The sequence below is a fragment of the Nibrella saemangeumensis genome, from assembly GCF_039541915.1.
Lineage (GTDB): Bacteria > Bacteroidota > Bacteroidia > Cytophagales > Spirosomataceae > Nibrella > Nibrella saemangeumensis.
In genome coordinates this window covers 675,837-699,108 of record NZ_BAABHD010000084.1, presented here as the reverse complement: position 1 = coordinate 699,108, position 23,272 = coordinate 675,837, and the positions used below count along the sequence as shown (strand labels likewise).

The 23,272-nt window shown below is 54.6% G+C and carries 17 protein-coding genes; 14 read left to right on the top strand and 3 right to left on the bottom strand.

The annotated features are described in order from the left end of the window. The first annotated feature begins 69 nt into the window (after window positions 1-69). The 5 genes from ABD949_RS30480 (at window position 70) to ABD949_RS30460 (ending at window position 6,409) form a co-directional block, all read left to right on the top strand. Window positions 70-1,425, top strand: a complete 1,356-nt coding sequence (locus ABD949_RS30480) for a hypothetical protein (RefSeq protein WP_345250320.1) — start codon at window positions 70-72, stop codon at window positions 1,423-1,425. A gap of 380 nt (window positions 1,426-1,805) precedes the next feature. Further along, window positions 1,806-1,952, top strand: coding sequence for a LytTR family transcriptional regulator DNA-binding domain-containing protein (locus tag ABD949_RS30475; RefSeq protein ID WP_345250318.1), 147 nt, complete (start codon window positions 1,806-1,808; stop codon window positions 1,950-1,952). Between the two features lie 109 nt (window positions 1,953-2,061). Continuing rightward, window positions 2,062-3,201, top strand: coding sequence for a helix-turn-helix domain-containing protein (locus tag ABD949_RS30470; RefSeq protein WP_345250316.1), 1,140 nt, complete (start codon window positions 2,062-2,064; stop codon window positions 3,199-3,201). Between the two features lie 93 nt (window positions 3,202-3,294). Beyond that, window positions 3,295-3,993 (top strand): ABC transporter ATP-binding protein, encoded by a 699-nt coding sequence (locus ABD949_RS30465; RefSeq protein ID WP_345250314.1) that lies wholly within the window; start codon window positions 3,295-3,297, stop codon window positions 3,991-3,993. Window positions 3,994-4,006: 13 nt separating this feature from the next. After that, window positions 4,007-6,409 (top strand): ABC transporter permease, encoded by a 2,403-nt coding sequence (locus ABD949_RS30460; RefSeq protein ID WP_345250312.1) that lies wholly within the window; start codon window positions 4,007-4,009, stop codon window positions 6,407-6,409. Between the two features lie 45 nt (window positions 6,410-6,454). Here ABD949_RS30460 and ABD949_RS30455 read toward each other — a convergent pair whose 3' ends face one another. After that, window positions 6,455-6,913, bottom strand: coding sequence for a lipocalin-like domain-containing protein (locus tag ABD949_RS30455; RefSeq protein WP_345250310.1), 459 nt, complete (start codon window positions 6,911-6,913; stop codon window positions 6,455-6,457). A 184-nt stretch (window positions 6,914-7,097) separates the two neighbouring features. Continuing rightward, the gene (rhaT, locus tag ABD949_RS30450) at window positions 7,098-8,135 is read right to left on the bottom strand and encodes an L-rhamnose/proton symporter RhaT (RefSeq protein WP_345250308.1); all 1,038 of its coding nucleotides are present in this window, start codon (window positions 8,133-8,135) and stop codon (window positions 7,098-7,100) included. A gap of 245 nt (window positions 8,136-8,380) precedes the next feature. On the opposite strand from rhaT, the gene ABD949_RS30445 reads away from it, so the two are divergent. The 5 genes from ABD949_RS30445 to ABD949_RS30425 all read left to right on the top strand — a co-directional run bounded on the left by ABD949_RS30445 (window position 8,381) and on the right by ABD949_RS30425 (window position 15,845). Next, window positions 8,381-10,492: a bifunctional aldolase/short-chain dehydrogenase gene (locus tag ABD949_RS30445; RefSeq protein WP_345250306.1), complete on the top strand. Its 2,112-nt coding sequence runs from the start codon at window positions 8,381-8,383 to the stop codon at window positions 10,490-10,492. Window positions 10,493-10,826: 334 nt separating this feature from the next. Then, entirely contained in the window at window positions 10,827-11,921 is a 1,095-nt protein-coding gene (locus tag ABD949_RS30440; RefSeq protein ID WP_345250305.1) for a GntR family transcriptional regulator, read from the top strand. A 256-nt stretch (window positions 11,922-12,177) separates the two neighbouring features. Further along, window positions 12,178-13,899 (top strand): ATP-binding protein, encoded by a 1,722-nt coding sequence (locus ABD949_RS30435; RefSeq protein WP_345250303.1) that lies wholly within the window; start codon window positions 12,178-12,180, stop codon window positions 13,897-13,899. Between the two features lie 125 nt (window positions 13,900-14,024). After that, on the top strand, window positions 14,025-15,308 hold the full coding sequence (locus ABD949_RS30430) for a sensor histidine kinase (protein WP_345250301.1): 1,284 nt from the start codon (window positions 14,025-14,027) through the stop codon (window positions 15,306-15,308). A gap of 60 nt (window positions 15,309-15,368) precedes the next feature. Then, the gene (locus ABD949_RS30425; RefSeq protein ID WP_345250299.1) at window positions 15,369-15,845 is read left to right on the top strand and encodes a response regulator; all 477 of its coding nucleotides are present in this window, start codon (window positions 15,369-15,371) and stop codon (window positions 15,843-15,845) included. A gap of 40 nt (window positions 15,846-15,885) precedes the next feature. On the opposite strand, the gene ABD949_RS30420 is transcribed toward ABD949_RS30425, so the two are convergent. Beyond that, window positions 15,886-16,776 (bottom strand): N-acetylmuramoyl-L-alanine amidase family protein, encoded by an 891-nt coding sequence (locus ABD949_RS30420; protein WP_345250297.1) that lies wholly within the window; start codon window positions 16,774-16,776, stop codon window positions 15,886-15,888. A gap of 213 nt (window positions 16,777-16,989) precedes the next feature. On the opposite strand from ABD949_RS30420, the gene ABD949_RS30415 reads away from it, so the two are divergent. The 4 genes from ABD949_RS30415 to ABD949_RS30400 all read left to right on the top strand — a co-directional run bounded on the left by ABD949_RS30415 (window position 16,990) and on the right by ABD949_RS30400 (window position 23,252). Then, a complete protein-coding gene (locus tag ABD949_RS30415) occupies window positions 16,990-18,633 on the top strand; it encodes a TldD/PmbA family protein (protein ID WP_345250295.1) in 1,644 nt (547 codons plus the stop codon). A 100-nt stretch (window positions 18,634-18,733) separates the two neighbouring features. Continuing rightward, window positions 18,734-20,077 carry a TldD/PmbA family protein gene (locus ABD949_RS30410; protein WP_345250293.1) on the top strand — a complete coding sequence of 448 codons (1,344 nt, stop codon included), beginning with the start codon at window positions 18,734-18,736 and terminating at the stop codon, window positions 20,075-20,077. 110 nt (window positions 20,078-20,187) lie between these two features. Further along, window positions 20,188-21,828 (top strand): TldD/PmbA family protein, encoded by a 1,641-nt coding sequence (locus ABD949_RS30405; protein WP_345250291.1) that lies wholly within the window; start codon window positions 20,188-20,190, stop codon window positions 21,826-21,828. Between the two features lie 74 nt (window positions 21,829-21,902). After that, window positions 21,903-23,252: a TldD/PmbA family protein gene (locus tag ABD949_RS30400; protein WP_345250289.1), complete on the top strand. Its 1,350-nt coding sequence runs from the start codon at window positions 21,903-21,905 to the stop codon at window positions 23,250-23,252. Window positions 23,253-23,272 lie beyond the last annotated feature (20 nt).

Sequence of the window (23,272 nt, the reverse complement as noted above, 5' to 3'; positions counted from 1 at the left end):
GGCAATTTGTCCACTGGTCAGGCTGGGTTAGGGTGGCAACTTTGGGGCATAAAGTAAACAACCACACCAATGAACAAGCTATTCTCCTTACTGCTGGGCGTAACGCTCACCCTCGTGACGCTATCCTGCAAAGAGCCCACTGAGGTGGTTAACCCCGGCGGATCAGGCAAGCCATCCACCGACAAGCCTACCGCCCGACCGGGTAAAGTATATACCGTAGGTAAACCCCTGGGCAACGCTACTACAACCACCATTGGTCCGCAAGGCGGCAAACTAACTTCGGCCGACGAGCGGCTGACCATTACCGTACCGGCCGGAGCGGTTGAAACGGCCCAGACGTTCAGTATTCAGCCGATCAGCAGCACGGGTCCGCAGTCGCTGGGAGCGGGCTTCCGGCTGGCTCCCCACGGCACAACCTTCAAAAAACCGGTTACCATCACCGTTCGCTACGATCCGGCGTTGCTGCTGGGCACCGTAGCCGAAGCGCTTAGTCTGGCGTACCAGAACAGCAAGGGCGTGTGGGTACTGGCCGCCACCAGCAAGGTCAATACAGACGCCCACACCCTCAGCGTCGAAACGACCCATTTCAGCGACTGGAGTGTCCTGCAACGGGCTGTGCTGATGCCGGAGGTAGGGTTTGTAAAACCAGGAGGTAACCTGGTATTGTCAGTGAATCTGCTGACGGAGGATTTACTGGTGCCTATTGTTCAGGATACCGACGTGCCGGAGCCGTTTGAATCGCCCAGTACGGTAGTTGATTACAGCACCTGGAAACTGGCGGGTGAAGGCAAACTGGTTCCGGCCGCCTTTAAGGCTTCGTACACGGCGCCTTCCGTTCCACCGGCCCGCAACCCGGTAGCCATCAGCATTAAACTGAATGGCCCCACGGTCATTGACGGCAAACCCTACAAAGAGCTGTGGCTGGTGTCGAATGTATACATCGGAGCCGAAGGGCTGACCTACCGGATCAACGGCGGCAAATGGGTACACACCCTGTCCGGAGCCGGTGCGCAACTGCTGTCAACCGCCGGCGGAGCCTTTGTGTCGATCAACACAGGCGGAACCGACAGCGGTAATCTATCGGGGGTTAATATTCAGGCATACCCACCACTAGTGGAATCTGAAGTGGGGACAGACAACCTGCTCACCTATAAGACATTCGTACAACCCTGGCGGTTAGAAGGCTTTCCCTCCTTTAACCTGTCCGATAAGGCCGGCGAGTTGATGTACCTGCACCAATACCGGGTAGGCCGGGTTCTCTACGCCAGTCCCGGTGCCCTATCCTTCTACCGCTTCGGCCCGGTTGGGGATTATGTGATTGGTAAGTTTGAACTGGAGAAGGCCGGCGTTCTGTACCCCGGCAAAGAAATGTCAGAGAGCACAGTCCGAATTGAAGGATTTTTCCGCATCAAAAGGACCAAATAAAGGCTAATAACCAGCAAACGGGTTGTCCCAGTACTGAGCAGGTAACTGGAACAACCCGTTTGTCATTCACGTCGGAACGCATTCGTATGCCGGACAACGCCTTATTTACACAATAGATTGATACATCAGCTTTGTACAGTATACAGGTATTTCGTCAGTTATACGACCTTCCCGTGCAGGTACACAATCTGAATAGCATCCCGGCAGCGATAGCTTTAAGTTGGATAGTGCTTTTAGGGTTTCGAGATGGTACCGCTAGAGGCTATTATCCGCTGCGAGTCGGACGGTAATTACACGTATTTCTTCCTGAAGAACGGCCGGAAAATCCTGGTCTCCCGTAATCTAAAGATGTAGAGGAACTGCTGGAAGGCCACTCCTTCATGCGGGTTCACCACTCCTACCTGGTCAACCTGAACGAGATTGAGCGCTATGTCCGGGGCGAAGGAGGCTACCTCATCATGAGTGACAACTCGTCGGTTAACGTGTCCCTCAGCCGGAAGGACGCGTTGCTTGGGTTGATTAGCTAGATGGTAGCTACTCAACTAGTCCACCAGCATCCCGTTGGACGCGAGTTATAGCCACAATGCCTATTTTTACAGGGATAATTCGTGTTTCACTCTGCGTACCCAGATTCCTTTGGCGGCATTTTTCGAACAGCTTTCACTCATTATCACCAACGCGGGTGTTGTCCTCGGCGTGTTTGTGACCTTACTGCTTACCAGCAAGTCGGTGCGGGAGAGCCGGGCCAACCTGTTTCTGTCTATTCTGCTGCTAGCGATGTCGTTCAGCATCCTGCACATCCAGTATGCCGGCCGGGTTATCAATCATTTCTCGGCCAACGTGTTTTCGCTGGGCGACCCTACGTTTCTGCTGATTGGGCCACTGCTATGGCTGTACATGCAGGAACTGACTGGCCACCGTACCCGTTGGTCATTTCGCCTGATGCTGCATTTCATTCCGTTCCTGACGGTTATTCTTCTGTCGACGACGCTGAACCGATATTTCTCCGACAGCACGGCTGTGGCCTTTCTGAACGGGCATCGCGGCTGGTTGGCCATTTCGTTCTGGGTATTCATGGTCATCCAGTTTTCGGGGTATTTGTACCTTATCAACAAGCGGTGGCAGGCGTACCGGCAGTTGGTGGAGCAGGAGGTCTCCAATACAGAAAACGTAAGCCTGGCCTGGGTGCAGTTTTTCATGGGGGTGTTCCTGGGTATCCTGCTCTTTTTCCTGCTCGTGCTGCTTAATCTGATTCACCATGGCAACTCGGTGTGGGTCGGTCGCACAATTGCGGTGGTTTTCTCGCTATCGGTCTTTGCGCTCGGCTACAAGGGCATCCTGCAGAAAGAAATTTTCCATCTTGACCAAACCCAGACCGATGTAGTACCTCCATCCGTATCCGTTCCTACCCCGGAGCCGGAAATCCGAAAGCCGGATCAGCAACTGATCGACCGCCTGCTCCGGTTTATGGCCGACGAAAAGCCCTACCTCGATCCCGAACTGACGCTCAGCAGCCTGGCCAAGCGGCTTAACCTCAGCCGGAGTGAGTTGTCGCAGCTCATCAACGAAGGTGTGGGCAATAACTTCTACAATTTTGTCAACAAGTACCGAGTCGAGCAGGTGAAGGCGTTCATGAACAACCCGGCCATGAAACACTACAATCTGCTGGGACTGGCGCTGGAAGCCGGCTTCAAATCCAAATCCACCTTCAACCTCATCTTCAAACGCTTTACCGGCCTCACGCCAAGCGAATACCTGCAAACCCTGTCGAAGTAACACGCCCAACGGCATATAAGACGTCCAGGTGGATTCCGCCAGACGACTCACCGGCCTTTGTTCGCCAATATTGCCTCAAAAACAACGAACAAGGTGCAACCCAAACATGTCATCGAACTGGTCAACGTCAGCAAATCGTTTACGTTAGCCGCTGGTGCCTTTCAGGCACTGAAACAAGTGAACCTCCGCATTGAGGCCGGGCAATTAGTGGCCGTAACCGGCAAATCGGGCAGCGGCAAATCAACCCTGCTTAACCTGATTACCGGCATCGACAAACCCTCCGAAGGAAGTATCACGATCAACGGTATACGCATCGACAAACTACCGGAAAGTGCGCTGGCCTCCTGGCGCGGCCGCAACATCGGCGTGGTGTTCCAATTCTTTCAGTTGCTGCCCACGCTGACCATTCTGGAGAACGTGATGCTGCCAATGGATTTCTGCGACACCTACCCGAAAAAAGAACGCAACGAGCGGGCGCTCCAGCTGCTGCATCAGGTGGGCATCGGCGACCAGGCCGATAAGTTTCCGTCGGCGCTGTCGGGTGGTCAGCAGCAGCGGGCCGCCATCGCCCGCGCTCTGGCCAACGACCCACCGGTCATCGTGGCCGACGAACCCACCGGCAACCTGGATTCACAAACGGCCTCGTCTATTTTCCAGCTGTTTGCGTCGCTGGCGCAGGCCGGTAAAACGGTCATTGTGGTCACCCACGAGAAAGAGTTCTCTGCCTGGTTTGAGCATACCATTGCCCTGGCCGACGGAGAAATTGTCAACGCACCGGCCGTAACTGCCTGAACCAGACAATGCCATGAAGATCAGATACCTTAAAGTTTTGCGGGACGTTACGTCCGACTATACCATGAATTTTATGCTGGTGCTGGCGATTGCCATCGGTGTGTTCGGCATCGGCTGCATCTTAGGTGGTTACGCCGTTGTCAAACGGGAGATGACTACGAATTACCTGGGTACCCGGCCGGCTTCGGCCACCATTGAACTGGAACAGGCTATTTCGCAGGAGTTAGTCGATCGTGTAAAAACGATGCCCGGCATCCGGGAAGCTGCCCGACGCGCTACGCTGGTAGCCCGCATGAAGGTCGGCGATAAGTGGTACCCGCTGTTGCTGTTTGTGATGGATGATTTCAGCAACCTCCGCATCAGTACATTCCACTGGGTGTCCGGCGCTACGGAACCGCCTGCAGGAACCATACTGGTTGAACGCACGGCGCTGGACATGATGGAGGCCGCCGAAGGTGCCAACATTACTGTTAAAACGCGGCATGGTGCGCCCAGGACAATGCGCATTAGCGGTATCGTCCACGATCCTGGGCTGGCACCCGCCTGGCAGGAACAGGCCGGCTATGGGTACATTACTCTGGAAACCCTCCGCTGGCTGGGCGAAACCCAGGGCTTCGATCAACTCAAAATGCAGGTAAGTACCAACTCAAATTCCGCTCCGCACATAACCCGGCAGGCCGGTATGGTGTCGGCCTGGCTGGAAAAGCGGGGGTATACCATTCATGAGATCCAGGTGCCACCGCCAAACAAGCACCCGCACCAGGGGCAGATGAACGCCGTGATGTCAATTTTCATTGTCTTCAGCTTCCTGATTCTGCTTCTGGGTTCGCTGCTAGTGGCTACATCGATGGCCACGTTGATGGTGAAGCAGGTCCGCCAGATTGGGGTGATGAAAGCTATCGGGGCCAACTCCCGGCAGATTGCCAGACTGTACCTGTTTATGCTGCTCCTGCTGTGTGTAACGGCGCTGGTCATCGGCATTCCGCTCAGTCGGCTGGCGGCCTCGGTGCTTTATAACCGCATTGCAGTGATGCTCAACCTCGAACTGACGGATAGCGCCATTCCGTTCTGGGTAATGCTGGTGCAGGCCGGAGCCGGTATTCTCGTTCCCCTGCTGGCGGTGTCGGTTCCGGTCATCCGGGGGAGTCGCCGGTCGGTGCGGCAGGCGCTGGATAATTACGGCGTATCGCAAACCAAACCCATCCGTTCGGCCTGGCTTGTCTCCCTAAGCCGGGGTCAGTGGCTGGGCGATACGGTCAGGCTGTCGCTCCGTAATGTCTTTCGCCAGCCCGCCCGCCTAACGCTGACGCTCGGCTTGCTGGCAGCCGGCGGTGCCCTGTTTATGACCGCCCTGAATGTATCGGAAGCCTGGAACAACAACCTGCGCCGGATCTACACCCAGCGGTTGTATGATCTGGAGATTCGGCTAAACGAGCCTATTCAGCCAAACGTCCTTATACCAAAACTAAAAATAATCGCCGGGATAAACGTTGTGGAATCCGGCAACTCAGCTTCGGCTTCAGTCCGGAAAGCCGGTCCTTACGACATTACCCACACCTACCCCGATAAAGGGCACGGCAGCTTTACCATGCAGGCACTATCCATTGACACCAAACTGTTGAAGGCTAATCTGACCGAAGGACGCTGGCTCAGTAAGCCGGAAGCAGCAGAGGTGGTATTAAACCAATTAGCCCGCAGTAAAGATCTCGAGCTTGGGGATACGATTACCCTTTCGGTAGACGGAAAAGCAACAGCCTGGACCATCGTCGGCTTTACGGAAGATGTGGGCTCACCCGCCACTGCTTATGTTTCCGCAGAAGCGTACGCCCGGTATGTGGGATCAGCCGGACAGGCTAATCTGCTGCGCATTGGCTTCACCGACCGCTCACGAACGTATGTTGCCGGCAAAACCCGCGAGGTAGAAACGATCCTGGAGCAGCAAAGCATCTCGGTGCGGGCGAGTGTACCCGTCTGGCTCCTGCGCAATGCCATTGCCGGTCACATGGGCATCCTGATCAACTCCCTGCTGGCCATGGCCATACTGATGGCGCTGGTGGGTACGCTTGGACTACTATCCACCATGAGCATGAGCATTTTGGAACGGACCCGCGAAATCGGCGTGATGCGGGCCATCGGTGCCACACCAACCACCATCCGCAACCTGATTGTGTGGGAAGGGCTGGTCATCGGGGCCCTGAGCATCGCACTCGCCGTGGTTTTTTCGCTGGCCCTATCGGTGTGGCTGGGCCGTTTTATCGGCAATATGTCGTTCCGCACACCGCTGGGGCTTACGGTTTCACCACTGGCTATGGGTGTCTGGATCGGTATTATTGGGATTGGTACGTATCTGGCCACGGTATTTCCCGCCCGCCGGGCCAATAAGATTACCACCCGGGAAGCGCTGGCGTATGAGTAATTGGTAAACTGGCTGATCGGTTAATCGGTTAATTGGTTCAGTTGGTTATTCTTTCCGGAACTCGACTGTGTGGCGGACAACGCCCTCTTTGTCTTTAGTGTCGAAACCCCACGTCATGGTGCTGCCGTTTACCTGCAGATCATATTCCTGCTGGTTGCCTTTCCGGTCTTTCAGGGTGATCTTCTGGTCAGTGGCCTGCCAGGTGGTAGCGGCCGCCGAACCCATTACGGCTTTCATCATCAACGCGCCCAGGGGATTCTGACAGCCTTTGATCGGAATGACTTTCACGCTGCCATCGGCGTTGAAGGTCATTCCCATATCTTCGCGGCAGCCACCGTACGTACTCTTGAAATGTTCGTAAATATCCGCTATTGCGTTTCGAGCCGGGTCAACCCGATGAGACGACATTCGCCAGGAACCGGTGATATCCGGTGCCCCAACCAGACGCAGGCCAGACAAAGGAAGCAGGCCTGCCAATAGCAAAAAGAGGATGCCCTTTTTCATAGCGGTAAGGAAAGATTCCCGATTGGTTTACCTGAATTTCCTGATTCCTCCCGCCAATGTCAACCCTTTGCTATACCGATTGAGCCAACGGTAACCGGTCTTTGTTGCTGGTTACTTGGTTGACTGGTTCATTGGTTGATTAGCTGCCAATATCAATCAACGGATGAACCAGTCAACCAAGTATCTATTCCGCCAGATAGTTACCAATGCCCACAACGACCGTAGACAGCACCACCGTCAGGATACCGAGCGTAATGGTGCGCATGGTAGGCCGGTTGGCCCCTTTCCATTCGTGCAGGTAGAGGCCCCAGAAGCTGCTGAACGCGATGATGAAGGCCATGTGCAGGGTCCAGCCGGAGAAGCGGTACTCGCCCATTTTGCTGTCGCCCATGCCGTAGAAGAAAAACTGAAAGTACCAGGTAAACCCGGCCATGGCACAGAATAGAATGTTCCAAAGCCGGGGTGCCGACAAATCGGCGTAGTCGGTATAGGTGCGGTTGCGGATGTTCAGGTAAATGCTCCAGATCGCGTTGGTGGTCAGGCCACCCAGCAGAATAATGACCAGCGGGGCATTGTTCATGTACAGCGAGTCGGCTCCGTTTTGAACGGCCAGTTCGGCAATAGGTTGCCCGGCCGTCAGCCCGAAGGAAAAACAAGCGCTCATGATACCGGAAAATACAGCCACCAGAATACCTTTCTTCATGTCAAATTCGGCAATGGCTTCTTGCTTGGCCTCTGTTGTCAGGTTCTTCTCCTTCATCATACCGGCGATGCCGCAGATCACGATACCCAACACACAAACGGCTAACCCCAGCACGATTACCTGACCGGACAGGGTGCTGAGCAGGGCCCCGAAACGGCCCTCCCAGATTGGCGGCACCAGGGTACCAAAAACCGCGCAGAGCCCCAGCGCCACAGCCATGCCCAGCGATAAACCCAGGTAGCGCATCGCCAGCCCGAAGGTCAGGCCGCCAAAACCCCACAGCACCCCCCAGAAATACGTCCACCAGAGCGTTTCGGTGTTCGACTGCGCCAGCACTCCAAACAGATTTGGAATTGTGAGGACACCCAGCAGCAGCGGAGCAATCAGCCAGGAGAAAATACCACCGGCGAGCCAGTAACTCTCCCAGGCCCACCCCTTCACTTTCTTGTACGGCAGATAAAAACTTCCGGAAGCAAAGCCCCCGATAGCGTGAAACAGAACGCCTAGGAATACGGCCATTGAACGTACAGATTTATGGATTGAATTTCTTTCTACCTCAAAACTGCCGAAAAATACGGGGGCAACTTTCCTGTTCTCTCCTGAACCGGGCGGTATCTGATACGCATATTACCAGATTATAAAGTTTCTTGAAAAATTTGGGGGAAGCAGGAGAGTACATGATATTTACCGGTAACTATCCTGCTTATTTCGTATTGTCTTCCTGCAAAAAGACGCTCCCGAAACGAACCACAGTCAAAAGCAATATGTCAAAAACGCTCACATTCCGCCACGTCAGTTATTTATGGGACGAAGCCAAAGCCCTGGAATTAGCCGGCAATGAAGTCGACCTGTTCATCTACCGGTCCAACCTGTTAGGTGCCGATCTGCGGCTCACCAACTACGCTGGCGGTAACACCTCCGTTAAAATTATGGAGACCGATCCGCTGACCGGCCAGCCCGTGCCCGTTATGTGGGTAAAAGGTTCCGGCGGAGACATCGGTACGCTCACCAAAGCCGGTTGCGCCAATCTGTACGTTGAGCGGCTGCACGCGCTGAAAAACCGCTACCGGGGCCTGGAATTTGAGGATGAAATGGTCGAGCTGTTCAACCACTGCCTTTTCGATCCCAAATGCGCGACGCCTTCCATTGACACACCCCTGCACGGTTTGCTACCGTATAAGCATATTGACCACCTGCACCCGGATGCCCTGATCGCCATTGCCGCCAGCAAAGACGGCGAAGCCATCATGAAAGAGATCTGGGGTGACCAGATGGCCTGGGTACCCTGGCAGCGGCCGGGCTTCGACCTGGGGCTGCAACTGGAGCAGCCGGTTCGCGAAAACCCGAACCTGCGCGGTATCATCCTCGGCGGTCACGGTCTGTTTACCTGGGGCGAAACCTCTTACGAATCGTACATCAATACGCTGGAGGTAATCGAACAGGCCTCCGAATACCTGGAGCAGAATTACGGCAAAAAGCGTGCGGTATTCGGCGGAAGCCGGCTGCAGAACACCGACGAGAAAACCCGCAAAGACCGGGCGGCCAACCTGATGCCGGTGCTGCGCGGACTGGCCTCCAGCTACCGCCGGATGATCGGCCACTATACCGACGATGCGCGCGTGCTGGAGTTCGTTAATTCCAACGATCTCGACCGGCTGGCGCCGAAAGGGACCAGTTGCCCCGACCACTTTCTGCGTACGAAAATCCGCCCGCTGGTACTGGACGAACCCGAAACGCTGGCGCAGAAAAGCAGTGATGAACTGAAGGAATACCTGACGCAGAAATTTGAAGCTTACCGCGCCGACTATGCCGCCTATTACGAACGCTGCAAGCACGCCAACAGCCCGGCCATGCGCGACCCGAATCCGGTGGTGATCCTGTGGCCGACGGTGGGTATGTTTACCTTCGCCAAAGACAAGCAGACAGCCCGGGTAGCCGCCGAGTTTTACACCAACGCCATCAACGTGATGAAAGGTGCCGAAGCCGTATCGGAGTACGTTGGGCTGCCCGAGCAGGAAGCCTTTGATATTGAATACTGGCTGCTGGAAGAAGCCAAGCTGCAGCGGATGCCGAAGCCGAAGTCGCTCTCCGGCAAGGTCGCCTACGTCACGGGTGGTACCGGCGGTATCGGTAAGGCGATCTGCGAAGCCCTGCTGCAGGAAGGTGCCTGCATTGTGGCCGTTGACCGCAACCTGCTGGAAGAAACCCAGACCGACCTGCGTAAACGGTACGGTAAAGACAACGCGCTATCGGCTGCCATCGACGTGACCGATGTAGCAACCATTGCCGAATCGCTCCGGCAGGCCACCCTGCAGTTTGGGGGTGTCGACATCATTGTGAACTGCGCGGGTCTGTCCATCTCCAAGCCGCTGGCCGAAACAACGCAGCAGGACTGGGATATTCTGCAGGATGTGCTGGTGAAAGGTCAGTTCCTGGTGAGTCAGGAAGCGATGGTTATTCTGCGGAAGCAGGCACTGGGTGGTGATATCGTGAACATCGCCAGCAAGAATGGTCTGGTAGCCGGCCCGAACAACGTAGCGTACGGTACGGCCAAAGCCGCGCAGTTGCACATGAGCCGCCTGCTGGCCGCCGAACTGGGTCCCGAAAAAGTCCGGGTTAACACCGTTAACCCCGACGCGGTACTGCGCGGTAGCAAAATCTGGGAAGGCGAATGGGCCGCCGGCCGGGCCAAAGCCTACGGTATCTCCGTTGAAGAGCTACCAGCGCACTACGCCAAGCGGACGCTGCTCAACGAAGAGATTCTGGCCGAGGACATCGCCAAAGCCGTACGTGTATTCGTAGACGGTAGCCTGTCAAAATCAACGGGTAACGTGCTGAACGTCGACGGTGGTGTTGCCATGGCGTTTGTCCGGTAACCACAACCTGGTCTATACTGGTGAAGGCCCTCCCGAACGTTCGGGAGGGCCTTCACCAATTATGCACAAAATACAATTTATCGATTAACTGTTCACAGCAACCAGCAGCAAGCATAGGCCAATTTCCAGATAAAGTATAGCAAAATAATTGTAGCGTCTGAGCCTCAATTGACGCTATGGCAACGTTCCCGGTATCGATTGCGTAAATAAAATGCCGGTTTTTCTTTCCGCCGTCCAGTTTTCTGACTAAACTCATACTACCCTTTCAGGAGGAAACCTCTCCCGTAGGCCGTAGTACCTCTGCAGAAAATACAACAAAGCCAACCGACACCCTATGATAGCCAGAGCCACTCCCGCACCCATTAACCAGCCGCGCAGCCAGGGCTTTCTGCACATTCACCGCGGACAGCCGGGGGGCCTGTACAAGCTCCAGTTCAACCCCAAAGACAAGACGCCTAAATACAAACAGATTGTTCAGTCGGTCATTACCGATATTGAGCGGGGGGTCCTGCAGAAGAATGAGCAGTTGCCGTCAATCAGCGAACTGAGCGTAGAGTATTACCTGGCCCGCGACACGGTGGAGAAAGCCTACCGTGAACTGCGCGAACGGGGCTACATTACCTCCGTGCAGGGCAAAGGCTATTATGTGCTGGGACAAGAAGCACCGAAGCTGAAAGTGCTGCTGATCTTCAATAAATTAAGCTCCTATAAAAAGCTGATTTACTATGCCTTTCTAAAAACGCTGGGCGACCGCGCGACCGTCGATCTGCAGATTCACCACAACAGCGCCCGGAAGTTCACGGAAATTGTTGAGAAGAACCTCGGCAAATACAACCATTACGTGGTGATGCCCCATTTCACGGAAGATATGAACAAAGCCGACTACCTCGAAACGCTCAAGCGCATTCCGTCCGATGAACTGGTCCTGCTCGACAAAGACGTGCCCGAACTGCCGGGCGACTACCTGAGCATCCACCAGAACTTCAACAAAGATATTTTTCACGCGCTGGAAACCGCCAACGACCTGCTGAGTAACTACCAGCGCCTGGTGCTGCTGTTTCCAGGCGACGGCCACTACCCCGTAGACATCGCCCGTGGGTTCCGGTCCTACTGCATTAATTTCCATAAAGAATATGCCGTTCTGGAAAACGCAGCCGATGAAGTTCTCCAGGCCGGTACCGCCTACGTCGTTGTCGAAGAAACCGATCTGGCCGAATTGATTAAGAAAGTCCGCCAGTCCAGCTTCCTGCTGGGCCGGGAGATTGGGGTGATTTCTTTTAATGAAACGACGTTGAAGGAGTTGCTAAACATTACAGTCATCACCACCGATTTTGAGACAATGGGGCGTACGGCGGGCGCGTTACTGCTGGATCAGCAGCGCATTAAAGTAAACAACCCGTTTTACATGATCCGCCGGGGTTCCTTATAAAAAACCACGTAAAGCAGGAGAGGTCAGCACAGTTCATTGGCCGGCAGGCCCTTCTTTTGTAGTAACAAAGCGTTTATTCATCATAGGGTTAGAGATAAAGTCCACTGGATATTCTAGTGGACTTTTTTATGAACAGCGCCGGACCCGGAAGTCGAATGGGCTACGTCTTTTTTCCTAAACTGTCAGGTCCTTTCCACTTCCCTCCTATCTTTAAGCCATTATTCTCGTAGCCAACCCTTCACTTAGCCTGCTGCGGATGAAGCTTAAAGCCATAGCGCCGTATCTGTTCTCGTTTCTGCTGCTGATTATCGTCGTCTTTATCGACCGGTACAGCTTTAACGCCATGCAGGAGTACATCGCGGAGGTCGACCACACACGGGAGGTTATTACCTCCCTGGAGCGTTTGGCGAACCATCTGAAAAGCGCCCAGTTATATTCCCCCTCCTATGCCGGCACCTCCCGGCAAAACTACTACCAGCTGTATAAACAGGAAGCGGATAGCGTATCGGGAGAACTCGTCCAGCTCCAGTATCTGGTCCGGGATGATACCGCGCAGACCCGGCGAATAGCTTCCCTGGCCAGACTCACCCGGAAGCATCTGCCGGTACTTATGAACCGGAATATCGTCGAAATTATTCAGACGGGTGAAGCCTGGCGGCTCAACGACCTCTTTACTATCCACAGCTCGATCAACAAGGCGGTGGACATCGAAAACGCGCAACTATCGGCGCAGAAAAAAAAGCTGGATCAGTCTACGACAATCAGCAGCTACCTGACCACTATCTTTTCGGTACTGGCCATTGGTATCATTCTGATTGCCTTCGGTAAGAACCTGGCGCTAAGCCGGCGCCGGCGGTGGCTGGAGGGCTTTCTGGAGTCGGTGCTCAACACCTCCCGCAACGGGGTTATCTCCTGCCAGGCCGTCCGCCAGAAAAACCAGATCGTCGATTTTCAGATCCTGTTTGCCAACTACGCTACGAATGACCTACTCGGTGCCGAACCAGACCTCATCATCGGGAAAAAACTAACCGAACTCTCGCCAGTTTGGCAGGACCCGGAGGTGTTCGAGCGCTTTGTGTCGGTTGTTGAGTCGGGCCAGCCCCAGCAGTTTGAAAGCTTATACCAGCGCAAGGGAGAACCAATCTGGCTGTATGTGGTGCTGGGCCGGCTGAATGATGGGCTGACGGCCACATTTCACGATATTACCGAGCTCAAACGCTACCAGGAAGACCTCCAGCTCAACATCCATCAGCTGAGCCGCTCCAACGAAAACCTACAGCAGTTTGCCTACGTGGCTTCGCATGACCTGCAGGAGCCTTTGCGGAAGATTCAGTCCTTCAGCAGCATCATTGTCAGCCGGTACCAGGATCAGATTGACGAAGAAGGAAAAAGCTTACTGACGCGCCTGCAGTACTCGGCAGAACGGATGCAACGCCTGGTGCAGGACCTGCTGACGTATTCGCGCCTGACCACCCAGCCGCTGCGGGTAGCTCCGGTCAGCCTGTCAGCCGTTGTATCGGAAGTGATGAGCGATCTGGACATGATCATCCAAGAAAAACAGGCAGACGTGACGGTTGATGTCTTGCCGGTAGTTCCCGGTGATGCCATGCAACTCCGCCAGTTGTTCCAGAACCTGCTGTCCAACGCGCTTAAGTTCGTAGCCCCGGGCGCCCCCCCCATCATCAGCATTAAAGTCAGACTGTCGGTTAAACCGGACGACCTGCCGGAGCATGAGCGTAACAAATTCCGGAGCTATGTAGCTATAGATGTAGCCGACAACGGAATCGGTTTTGATTTGAAATACCAGGAGCGTATCTTTCAGTTGTTCCAGCGCCTGCACGGCCGGAGTCAGTACGAGGGCACAGGGATCGGCCTGGCGGTCTGCCGGAAGGTCGTGGATAACCACCACGGGCATATCAGCATAAGCAGTAAGCCGGGCCACGGCACCACCTTTACAGTTTATTTGCCGGTATCCTGAGGCTGTGACCAAACATTATTATTTATCAATGCGTTTTCTTCCCGATTTGGTCATATAACTTTTAGATTCGGTTAAGCTATTTTTCCTTCCATAACGCGGAAACCTGGTTGTAACCATATTTGAACATGGAGCCACTAGATGCAACAGTCAGGGTATTTGACGAGTTGGCGGCTTACTTGTTTGTACGCCGGGAAGCCATTCTCAGTGCGTGGCGCTCCCTGGCAGAGTGCGACCCGACCCTGCAAACGATTGCCAGCCTGACGCGTACTGAGTTCAACAACCAGGTGCCCAACATATTAGAACTGCTGGAGGCCCGGATTCGCCAGGGCTACGAGCAGAAATCAGATCCGGAAGAAGAACGGTCGCTGGCCGCCGAACATGGATTACACCGCTGGCAGAAAGGGTATAAGCTTGGGGAAGTGCTGAAGGAGTGGGGTTATTTGCAATACTGCGTACTTGAGGAAATCGATACCTTCCAGAATCAGTTAACTACCCCTTTGCTCCGGGAGTTCTCGCATATCCGGCAGCTGGCCGCCCGCCTGTTGAATGAGGGCATTGCCGGTAGTATCGCCCGGTACGATGAGCTGAAGCAGGCTGAAGCCGCCGGGCGCGTTTACGAACTGGAAAATGCGCTGAGCCAGCTAAACGAACTGACCAAACAACGGGGCGAAGTCCTCCGCATGGCGTCCCACGACCTTCGGGGCTCTTTCGGGGTGGTGCAGGGAGCCGCCCGCATGCTCGATCAGTCGTCGGGTGATACGGAGCGAACCCACAACACGGAAATGCTCCAGCGCAACCTGAGCCAGGTCCGGCAAATGGTCACTCAGCTTATGGATCTGTCCCGGCTGGAAGCGGGATACGAACAGGTACAGATGGAGTCGTTCGATGTGGCCGGGTTGCTGCGACAGCTCAGCGAAAGCCTCCAGCCTATTGCCGAAGAACGGGGCCTCTTCTGGCATGCCGAAGGGCCAGGCAGTCTTATGGTTCAGGGAGACCCGGTTAAGATACAACGTATAGCGCAGAACCTCCTGCTAAACGCCCTGCGCTATACCCAAACCGGTGGCGTGGTCCTGACCTGGGCCCTCGACAAGCGCACCGGACGCTGGCTGTTCAGCGTCAAAGACACAGGCCCCGGCGTATCGCCCGGCTCGGTAGCGATTCTCGTCAAAAAAATAAAGGCCGGCACCTTATCGGCAACACCCGAAGAGGCACCAAAGCCGGCAAAGGAGTCGGATGCGGGTCGTACAACCGCTGAATCCCTCCCAAGGCCTCCGTTGCTGTCGAGTGGTGAAGGCGTGGGTTTGTTCATTGTCAAGCGGCTGTGTGAACTCCTGAATGGCAGCCTCGACCTGGAATCGAAGCCCGGTGTGGGTTCTTTAGTGACGATAACTTTTCCGACAAGGTATTAACTGCGTATATTTGCACAGGGGCTGACCACCGGCCTGCTATTTGCTCCAATCACAAAACCAATGCCCAACAACTTATTTAACGCTTATAGTAAACAGCGTGTAACCAGGACACCTGTTCTGGTGGTTGAAGATAATGCCGATCAATGGACCATTATCCAGGGCGCAATAAAAGAATGTTTTCCGGAGGTAGAAGCGATCTGGGTCAGCGATGCTGACCAGGCGCTGGCGTACCTGGAAGAGACTAAAACGCAGGCAGGTCAACTCCCGAAACTAATCTTTCTGGATTTATACCTCCCCCAGCGTGAAGATGGCTGGAAGCTGCTGAAACAGTTAAAAGATCCGGCCATGGGATTCTCGCTGCTGCCGGTCGTTGTGCTGAGCCACTCCAGCCAGCCGGAAGATGTAGAGGAGGCTTATGATTTCTGGCTGACCTCCTATATTGTGAAGCCCTTGGATTATGACCAGTGGATCAGCGCCCTAACCGCCCTGCGCAACTACTGGTGGAACGTAGTGACCCTGCCCGGTCCGCAAAAATGAGTCAGTATTAAACCGCCCTGGCCTGACTTAGAAGGCAACCTCACCGGCCTTTAAAATCCTGAATAACGCCCTGACAGATCCAGTTGGCCAGCGCCTGCCGGTTATCGGCAATCACAAACCGACGCTGGTCTTTCTCACTCCGGATATTGCCTAATTCAATAAAGACACTGGACGGATGGCTGTTCCTGACTTCATACAGACTCCCACGGGTCGACACGCTGCCGACATACCCACGTCCCGGCTGGTTGCGCTGGTACCGGGAAGTAAACGTCCGCTGTAGATTTTTCGCCAGCTTTTTGCCGGCGGCACTCTTCTCGTGGTGGTAGAAAAACACATCGATATTCTGGTTTTTGCTGCGGCTATCTACATGGATAATCAACAGGCGCTGGTAGGCCTTCCGGTGCTGGGCGTGCAGCCGGTTCACGGCCTGCACCCGCTGCCGCAGCCGGGCTGTCTGGTTGAGGGGTATCCGCAGGTTCGGATACGTCACTTCGTCTTTGTCCATCAACAGCACCGCGTCCTCCCGAATACCATCGTTACGGTCCTGCACCATCATGTACACCCTGGCACCGTGTTCCATCAGGGTACGGGCCAGCCGGAGGGTAACATCATACGCGTATTCGTCTTCGGCGAGAGCAAACCGGCCGTATTGGCCAACGGCTCCGGGATCAGGACCGCCATGCCCCGGTGACAGATAATACACAGCCCCCCGGAGCTGATTGCTTTTTACCGCCACCCGCGCATTGCCCGGACCAAACATCGGTACGGTCAGCATCTCAGGCCCCGCCGGCTTTCTGGCGGGTGTCATTGGCCGCACCGCCTTTCTGACCGGTTTCACCCCCATGCCGTAGGCGCTTTGACTATTGGCGGTATTGCCGTTGCCGCAGAGGAACGTGAGCGCTATAAACAGGAACAGCCGACTTTTCTTCATAGGTGTGTGACTACTGCGTGAACCGGAGGCTGTTTATCAGTCTGTCCGTTCATCACAAATCTATGGCGAACTGCCGTTGATCTAAGCAATTTTGGACTTTTTATAAGGAATTTGCGAGTAAACGGCAAAAAATCTATCGTATATCATTAAATTTCGCATTGATTTTAAAGCTTATCCTGGACAAAACAACCAACAATCTCCGTCAACACACTTATGAGAAGAAGAGACTTTATCCAGCTATCGGGTATGGGATTGGGCGCCTTGATGCTTCCCGCCATCCCGGTGCTGGGCGATGAGGTTTCGGCAGCCCACCTGCTGGAACCGGGTGCCGATGCGGCCACCAAAAAGAAAATGGCAGACATTGCGCTCAATGCGGCCCGCAGCAAAGGCGCTTCGTACACCGACGTGCGCATTGGCCGGTATTTGCAGCAATACCTGTTTACGCGGGAAAAACAGGTCCAGAACGTGGTCAATGCCGAATCGTACGGCGTGGGCATCCGGGTAATTGCCAACGGTACCTGGGGTTTTGCGGCTACCAGTGACGTGTCGCCCGACGGCATTGCCAAATGCGCCGAAACCGCCGTGGCTATTGCCAAAGCCAACTCAAAAATTCAGAAAGAACCCGTTGTTTTGGCTCCCCAGAAAGGCGTGGGTGAGGTAAGCTGGAAGACGCCCATCAAAAAGAACGCGTTCGAAATACCCGTTAAAGATAAGATTGATCTGCTGATGCGGGTCAACAACGCGGCACTGACTAACGGCGCGGGCTTTGTTACCTCCAATCTCTTCTTCGTCAACGAGCAAAAATATTTTGCTTCCACCGACGGCTCCTACATTGACCAGGATATCCACCGCATCTGGCCGACGTTTACCGTAACGGCGGTGGACAAGCAGGCCGGTAAGTTCAAAACCCGCGATGCCCTCAGCTCACCCATGGGCATGGGTTACGAGTACCTGGACGGCCTGGCGTCTGAAAAAATCCCCGCACTAAACGGCCTGGTCGGCTACCGCAACGCCTACGATATGGTGGAAGATGCCACCCTGGCCGCTAAACAGGCGAAGGAAAAACTAACGGCCAAATCAGTACAACCCGGTAAATATGACCTGGTGCTGGACCCGAATCACCTGGGATTAACGATTCACGAATCGGTCGGCCACCCGCTGGAACTGGACCGCGTGCTGGGCTATGAAGCCAACTACGCCGGTACGTCCTTTGCTACGCTGGATAAGTGGAAGACCAAAAGCTTTAATTACGGCAGCAAGCTGGTCAACATCGTTGCCGACAAAACGCAGGCTCATACGCTGGGCAATGTCGGGTACGACGACGAAGGGGTACCAACCAAAGAATGGGATCTGATCAAAGACGGTATTCTGGTGAACTACCAGGCCATTCGCGACCAGGTGCAGATCATCGACCAGAATGAATCACACGGCTGCTGCTACGCCGACAGCTGGAACACCATCCAGTTCCAGCGGATGCCGAACGTATCGCTGCGGCCGGGAACGGAGAAACGTAGCGTAGCCGATATGATCAAGGGCGTCGACAAGGGCATCTACATCATTGGCCGGGGCTCCTACTCCATTGACCAGCAGCGGTACAACTTCCAGTTTGGCGGCCAGTTGTTCTACGAGATTAAGAACGGGGAGATCGCCGGTATGCTCGACGATGTGGCCTACCAGTCGAACACCCAGGAATTCTGGAACTCCTGCGCCCAGCTCTGCGACAAGGACGATTACCGCACCTTCGGCTCGTTCTTCGACGGCAAGGGGCAACCTTCGCAGGTCAGCGCCGTTTCCCACGGCTGCCCCACCACGCGGTTCAACGGCGTTAATGTAATCAATACGGGACGGAAAATTTAATTTTTTCTGTCATTCCGACCTTAGGAGGAATCTCAAAGCTGGCTATTTTAGCTACGTTCAAGATTCCTCCTAAGGTCGGAATGACAAAAACAAACTAATAATGGCAATCTTATCTGAAGAAGAAGCAAAACGAATCATAGATAAAGTCCTGGCATTCGCGAAGGCCGACGAAACGAGCGTCAGCATAAGCGGGGGGCGCACCGGCAATATCCGCTACGCCCGCAATACCGTATCGACCAGTGGCGAAGCCAACAACCTGGCACTGGCAGTAACAGCGGTTTACGGCAAGCGCTCCGGCTCGGCCACCATCAACGAGTTTGATGATGCCTCGCTGGAGAAAACCGTCCGGCGGGCGGAGGAAATCGCCCGCTTGGCCCCCGAAAACCCGGAATATGTACCGATGCTGGGCCCACAGAAGTACCTCGAACCGAACACCTATGCCGAGGCTACCGCAAAAATTGACCCTGACTATCGGGCGAAAGTCGCGTTCGACAGCATTGATCCCTGCGCCAAAAAGAACCTGACGGCTGCCGGTTACCTGGAAGACACCACCGGTTTCACCGCCATCGGCAACAGCAAAGGGCTCTTCGGGTACAACCGCTCCACGGGCGTTGAGTTCTCCGTCACGGTCCGCACCGCCGACGGGACTGGCTCCGGCTACGTAGCGCAGGATTACAACGACACGGCGAAGCTCAACACGAAAGACGCCACCAACATTGCGATGCAGAAGGCACTGGCGTCGACTAATGCACGGGCGCTGGAGCCGGGCAAGTACACGGTCATTCTGGAGCCGACGGCCTCGGTGGAGCTGCTGCAGAACATGATGGGCAATATGGATGCCCGCAGTGCCGACGAAGGCCGCAGTTTTCTGAGCAAAAAAGGAGGTGGTATTCGGCTGGGCGAAAAACTGTTCGACGAGCGGATTACTATCTATTCCGACCCCATGAACGCCGAGCTGCCGGGCACACCCTTTGGGGGCGGTGGTGGTCGTTTTGGGGGTGGTGCCGACGGTCGTCCGCAGGAGAAAGTAGTCTGGGTGGAAAATGGCGTGGTGAAGAATATGTTCTACTCCCGCTTCTGGGCAGAGAAGAAAGGCGTAAAAGCCGTGCCACCACCGTCGGGTATCATTATGCAGGGCGGTACCCAGTCGCTGGCCGACCTGATCAAAAGCACGCAAAAAGGCATTCTGGTGACCCGCTTCTGGTACATCCGGGCCGTTGATCCGCAAACGCTGCTGTACACCGGCCTCACCCGCGACGGAACGTTTTACATTGAGAACGGTCAGATTAAATTTCCGGTGAAGAACTTCCGCTTCAACGAAAGCCCGGTCATCATGCTCAACAACCTCGAGGCTATGGGCAGGCCGGTCCGCGCCGGGGGCCACCTGATTCCACCAATGAAGATTCGGGACTTTACGTTTACGAGTCTGTCGGATGCTGTTTAGACTATTGCTTCAGATTCCAGCGGGGCCGCCCGGCGGTTTGGCCGATAGCGGAGTAGCTTGACACCTGAAACTTGAAACCTGGAACCTGTAACTTCAAAACAACTACCACCTTGAACCGCAGACATTTCAATCAACTACTCGGCATGAGCGCCGGAGCCCTGATGCTCCCAAACATCCCCTCCCTGGGCCGGGCCGTTGATCCCGCAGCCCTGCTGGAGCCGGGCCTTGACGTTGCCGTAAAGAAACGATTGGCCGATGCCGCTCTGAATGCCGCCAAAGCCAAAGGCGCTTCGTACACCGATGTGCGCATTGGCCGCTACCTGCAACAATTCGTGATTACCCGCGAGAATAAGGTCCAGAACATAGTCAACACAGAGTCCTACGGGGTTGGCGTCCGCGTGATTGCCGATGGCTGCTGGGGTTTTGCGGCCGTAGTAGACGCTAAGAACGAAGCCCAGACTGCCAAAGCGGCCGAAGAAGCCGTCGCTATTGCCAGAGCCAACGCCAAGCTAATGAAAGAGCCAGTTAAACTGGCTCCGCAAAAAGGCTTTGGTGAGGTAAGCTGGAAAGCGCCTATTCAGAAAAACGCTTTCGAAGTACCCATTCAGGAGAAAGTCGACCTGCTGCTGGGCGTCAACGATGCCGCCATGAAGAATGGAGCGAATTTCGTCAACTCAGTGCTGTTCATGGTCAATGAGCAAAAGTATTTTGCCTCCTCCGATGGCTCGTACATCGACCAGGATATCCACCGCATCTGGCCCACCTTTACCGTAACGGCTATTGACTCCAAGTCGGGCAAGTTTGAAACGCGTCAGTCGCTGAGTGCGCCGATGGGGATGAGTTATGAATACCTGCAAACCAATCCTGCCGATAAAGTAACGGGTATTACCACCCGCTACAACAAAGGGTATGATATGGTGGAAGACGTAACGGCAGCCACCAGACAGGTCAAAGAGAAATTAACGGCCAAATCCGTCGAAGCCGGGAAATACGATCTGGTATTAGATCCGTCACACTTGTGGCTGACCATCCATGAATCGGTCGGTCACCCGCTGGAGCTTGACCGGGTGCTGGGCTACGAAGCCAATTTTGCCGGTACGTCGTTTGCCACGCTGGACAAATGGAAAACGAAGAGCTTTCCATACGGCAGCAAGCAGGTGAACCTGTTTGCCGACAAAACACAGCCAGGCTCGCTTGGTGCGGTAGGCTGGGATGATGAAGGGGTGAAAACAAAGCGCTGGGATCTGGTCAAAGACGGTACGCTGGTGAACTACCAGGCTATACGGGATCAGGTGCATATAATCAACGAAAATGAGTCGCAAGGCTGCTGCTATGCCGATAGCTGGAGCAGGGTTCAATTTCAGCGAATGGCCAACGTCTCACTGGCACCGGGGAAACAGCCCCTTTCGGTCAACGACCTGATTAAAGATGTGAAAAAGGGCATTTATATCATTGGCGACGGCTCGTTCTCCATCGACCAGCAGCGGTATAACTTCCAGTTCGGCGGGCAGTTGTTCTATGAGATTAAAGACGGGCAGATTGCGGGTATGCTCAGGGATGTGGCCTACCAGTCGAACACCCAGGAATTCTGGAACTCCTGCACGCAGATCTGCGACGAAAAAGACTACCGCTTAGGCGGCTCCTTCTTTGATGGAAAGGGGCAGCCCCAACAGGTGAGCGCCGTTTCGCACGGCAGTTCTACCAGCCGTTTCAACGGTGTCAACGTCATTAATACCGCAAGAAAGATATAACTCCTGATTGTTTCAGATTCCAAGTTGCTGGCGCAGTTAACCTGGAATCTGAAACCTCAAACCTGAAACAACCTATGTCAGTCATATTATCTGAAGCTGAGGCCAAAGCATTATTGCAGAAGGTTCTGAGCTATTCGAAGGCGGATGAATGTGAAGTAAATCTGCTGGGTGAAGAGCGCGGCAACATCCGCTACGCCCGAAATGAAGTCTCTACCAGTGGCTCGCTGATTAACCAGAACCTGGCCGTTCAGTCGGCGTTCGGCAAAAAAGTCGGTGTCGCTACCATTGATGAATTTGACGATGCCGCCATCGAACGGGTCGTACGTCGTTCAGAGGAGTTGGCCCGGCTGGCTCCCGAAAACCCGGAGTATGTCGGTTTGCTTGGTCCCCAGCAATACCTGAAGTCGACCGGCTTTTTTGATTCGACTGCCAAAATCAATCCAGCCACCCGGGCCGATGCCGTAGCCAAAAGCCTTGAACTGACCCGAAACACCAGGGCAGGTCAGGCCTTGTCGGCGGCTGGTTTTATGGAGGACCAGCGAGGTTATAATGCCATGATGAACTCCAAAGGCCTGTTTGCCTATTACCCCAGCACCAATGTCAACTTCTCGCTGACGGTTCGTACCGAGGATGGCACAGGATCCGGATACATAACCAGAGGCTACAGCGACTTCTCTAAACTGGATACGGCAGCCGCTACCCGGATAGCCATACAAAAGTGTCTGGGTTCCGTAGGTGCCAAAGCGCTGGAACCTGGAAAGTACACGGTCATTCTGGAGCCGACGGCAGCCGCTGTTCTGCTGGAGAATATGTTCTTTAACATGGCCGCCCGCAACGCCGACGAAGGTCGCTCCTTCCTGAGTAAACCGGGAGGTAAAACCAAACTGGGCGAGAAGATTGTTGACGAACGGGTGACCATCTACTCTGACCCAACGCATCCCGATTTACCGGCCTCACCCTGGTCGGGCGACGGCCAGCCGCAGGAGAAAGTCAACTGGATCGAGAAGGGTGTCGTAAAAAACATGGCTTATAGCCGCTACTGGGCGCAGAAGCAAGGTGTTAAGGCAGTCCCTTTCCCCAACAACGCCATCATGGCGGGTGGCACCGCATCGCTGGAAGACATGATTAAGAGTACTCAACGCGGTATTCTGGTCACGAAGCTATGGTACATCCGGTCCGTAGATCCGCAGACGCTGCTACTGACCGGCCTTACCCGCGACGGAACGTTTTACATCGAGAACGGCAAGATCAAGCATCCGGTGAAGAACTTCCGCTTCAACGAAAGCCCGATCATTATGCTAAACAACCTGGAAGCACTAGGCAAACCGGAACGGGTGGTAAGTACCGAATCCGACAACAATTACCTGATTCCGCCGATGAAGATCCGGGAGTTCACGTTCACAAGTTTATCGGATGCGGTTTAATTTTTGGTTACAGATTTGTT

Excerpts from the sequence above, each read along its gene's own strand:
- ABD949_RS30480 (WP_345250320.1), top strand. The coding sequence starts at position 70 with ATGAACAAGCTATTCTCCTTACTGCTGGGCGTAACGCTCACCCTCGTG.
- ABD949_RS30475 (WP_345250318.1), top strand. The coding sequence starts at position 1,806 with ATGCGGGTTCACCACTCCTACCTGGTCAACCTGAACGAGATTGAGCGC.
- ABD949_RS30460 (WP_345250312.1), top strand. The coding sequence starts at position 4,007 with ATGAAGATCAGATACCTTAAAGTTTTGCGGGACGTTACGTCCGACTAT.
- ABD949_RS30455 (WP_345250310.1), bottom strand. The coding sequence starts at position 6,913 with ATGAAAAAGGGCATCCTCTTTTTGCTATTGGCAGGCCTGCTTCCTTTG.
- rhaT (WP_345250308.1), bottom strand. The coding sequence starts at position 8,135 with ATGGCCGTATTCCTAGGCGTTCTGTTTCACGCTATCGGGGGCTTTGCT.
- ABD949_RS30445 (WP_345250306.1), top strand. The coding sequence starts at position 8,381 with ATGTCAAAAACGCTCACATTCCGCCACGTCAGTTATTTATGGGACGAA.
- ABD949_RS30440 (WP_345250305.1), top strand. The coding sequence starts at position 10,827 with ATGATAGCCAGAGCCACTCCCGCACCCATTAACCAGCCGCGCAGCCAG.
- ABD949_RS30435 (WP_345250303.1), top strand. The coding sequence starts at position 12,178 with ATGAAGCTTAAAGCCATAGCGCCGTATCTGTTCTCGTTTCTGCTGCTG.
- ABD949_RS30430 (WP_345250301.1), top strand. The coding sequence starts at position 14,025 with ATGGAGCCACTAGATGCAACAGTCAGGGTATTTGACGAGTTGGCGGCT.
- ABD949_RS30425 (WP_345250299.1), top strand. The coding sequence starts at position 15,369 with ATGCCCAACAACTTATTTAACGCTTATAGTAAACAGCGTGTAACCAGG.
- ABD949_RS30420 (WP_345250297.1), bottom strand. The coding sequence starts at position 16,776 with ATGAAGAAAAGTCGGCTGTTCCTGTTTATAGCGCTCACGTTCCTCTGC.
- ABD949_RS30415 (WP_345250295.1), top strand. The coding sequence starts at position 16,990 with ATGAGAAGAAGAGACTTTATCCAGCTATCGGGTATGGGATTGGGCGCC.
- ABD949_RS30410 (WP_345250293.1), top strand. The coding sequence starts at position 18,734 with ATGGCAATCTTATCTGAAGAAGAAGCAAAACGAATCATAGATAAAGTC.
- ABD949_RS30400 (WP_345250289.1), top strand. The coding sequence starts at position 21,903 with ATGTCAGTCATATTATCTGAAGCTGAGGCCAAAGCATTATTGCAGAAG.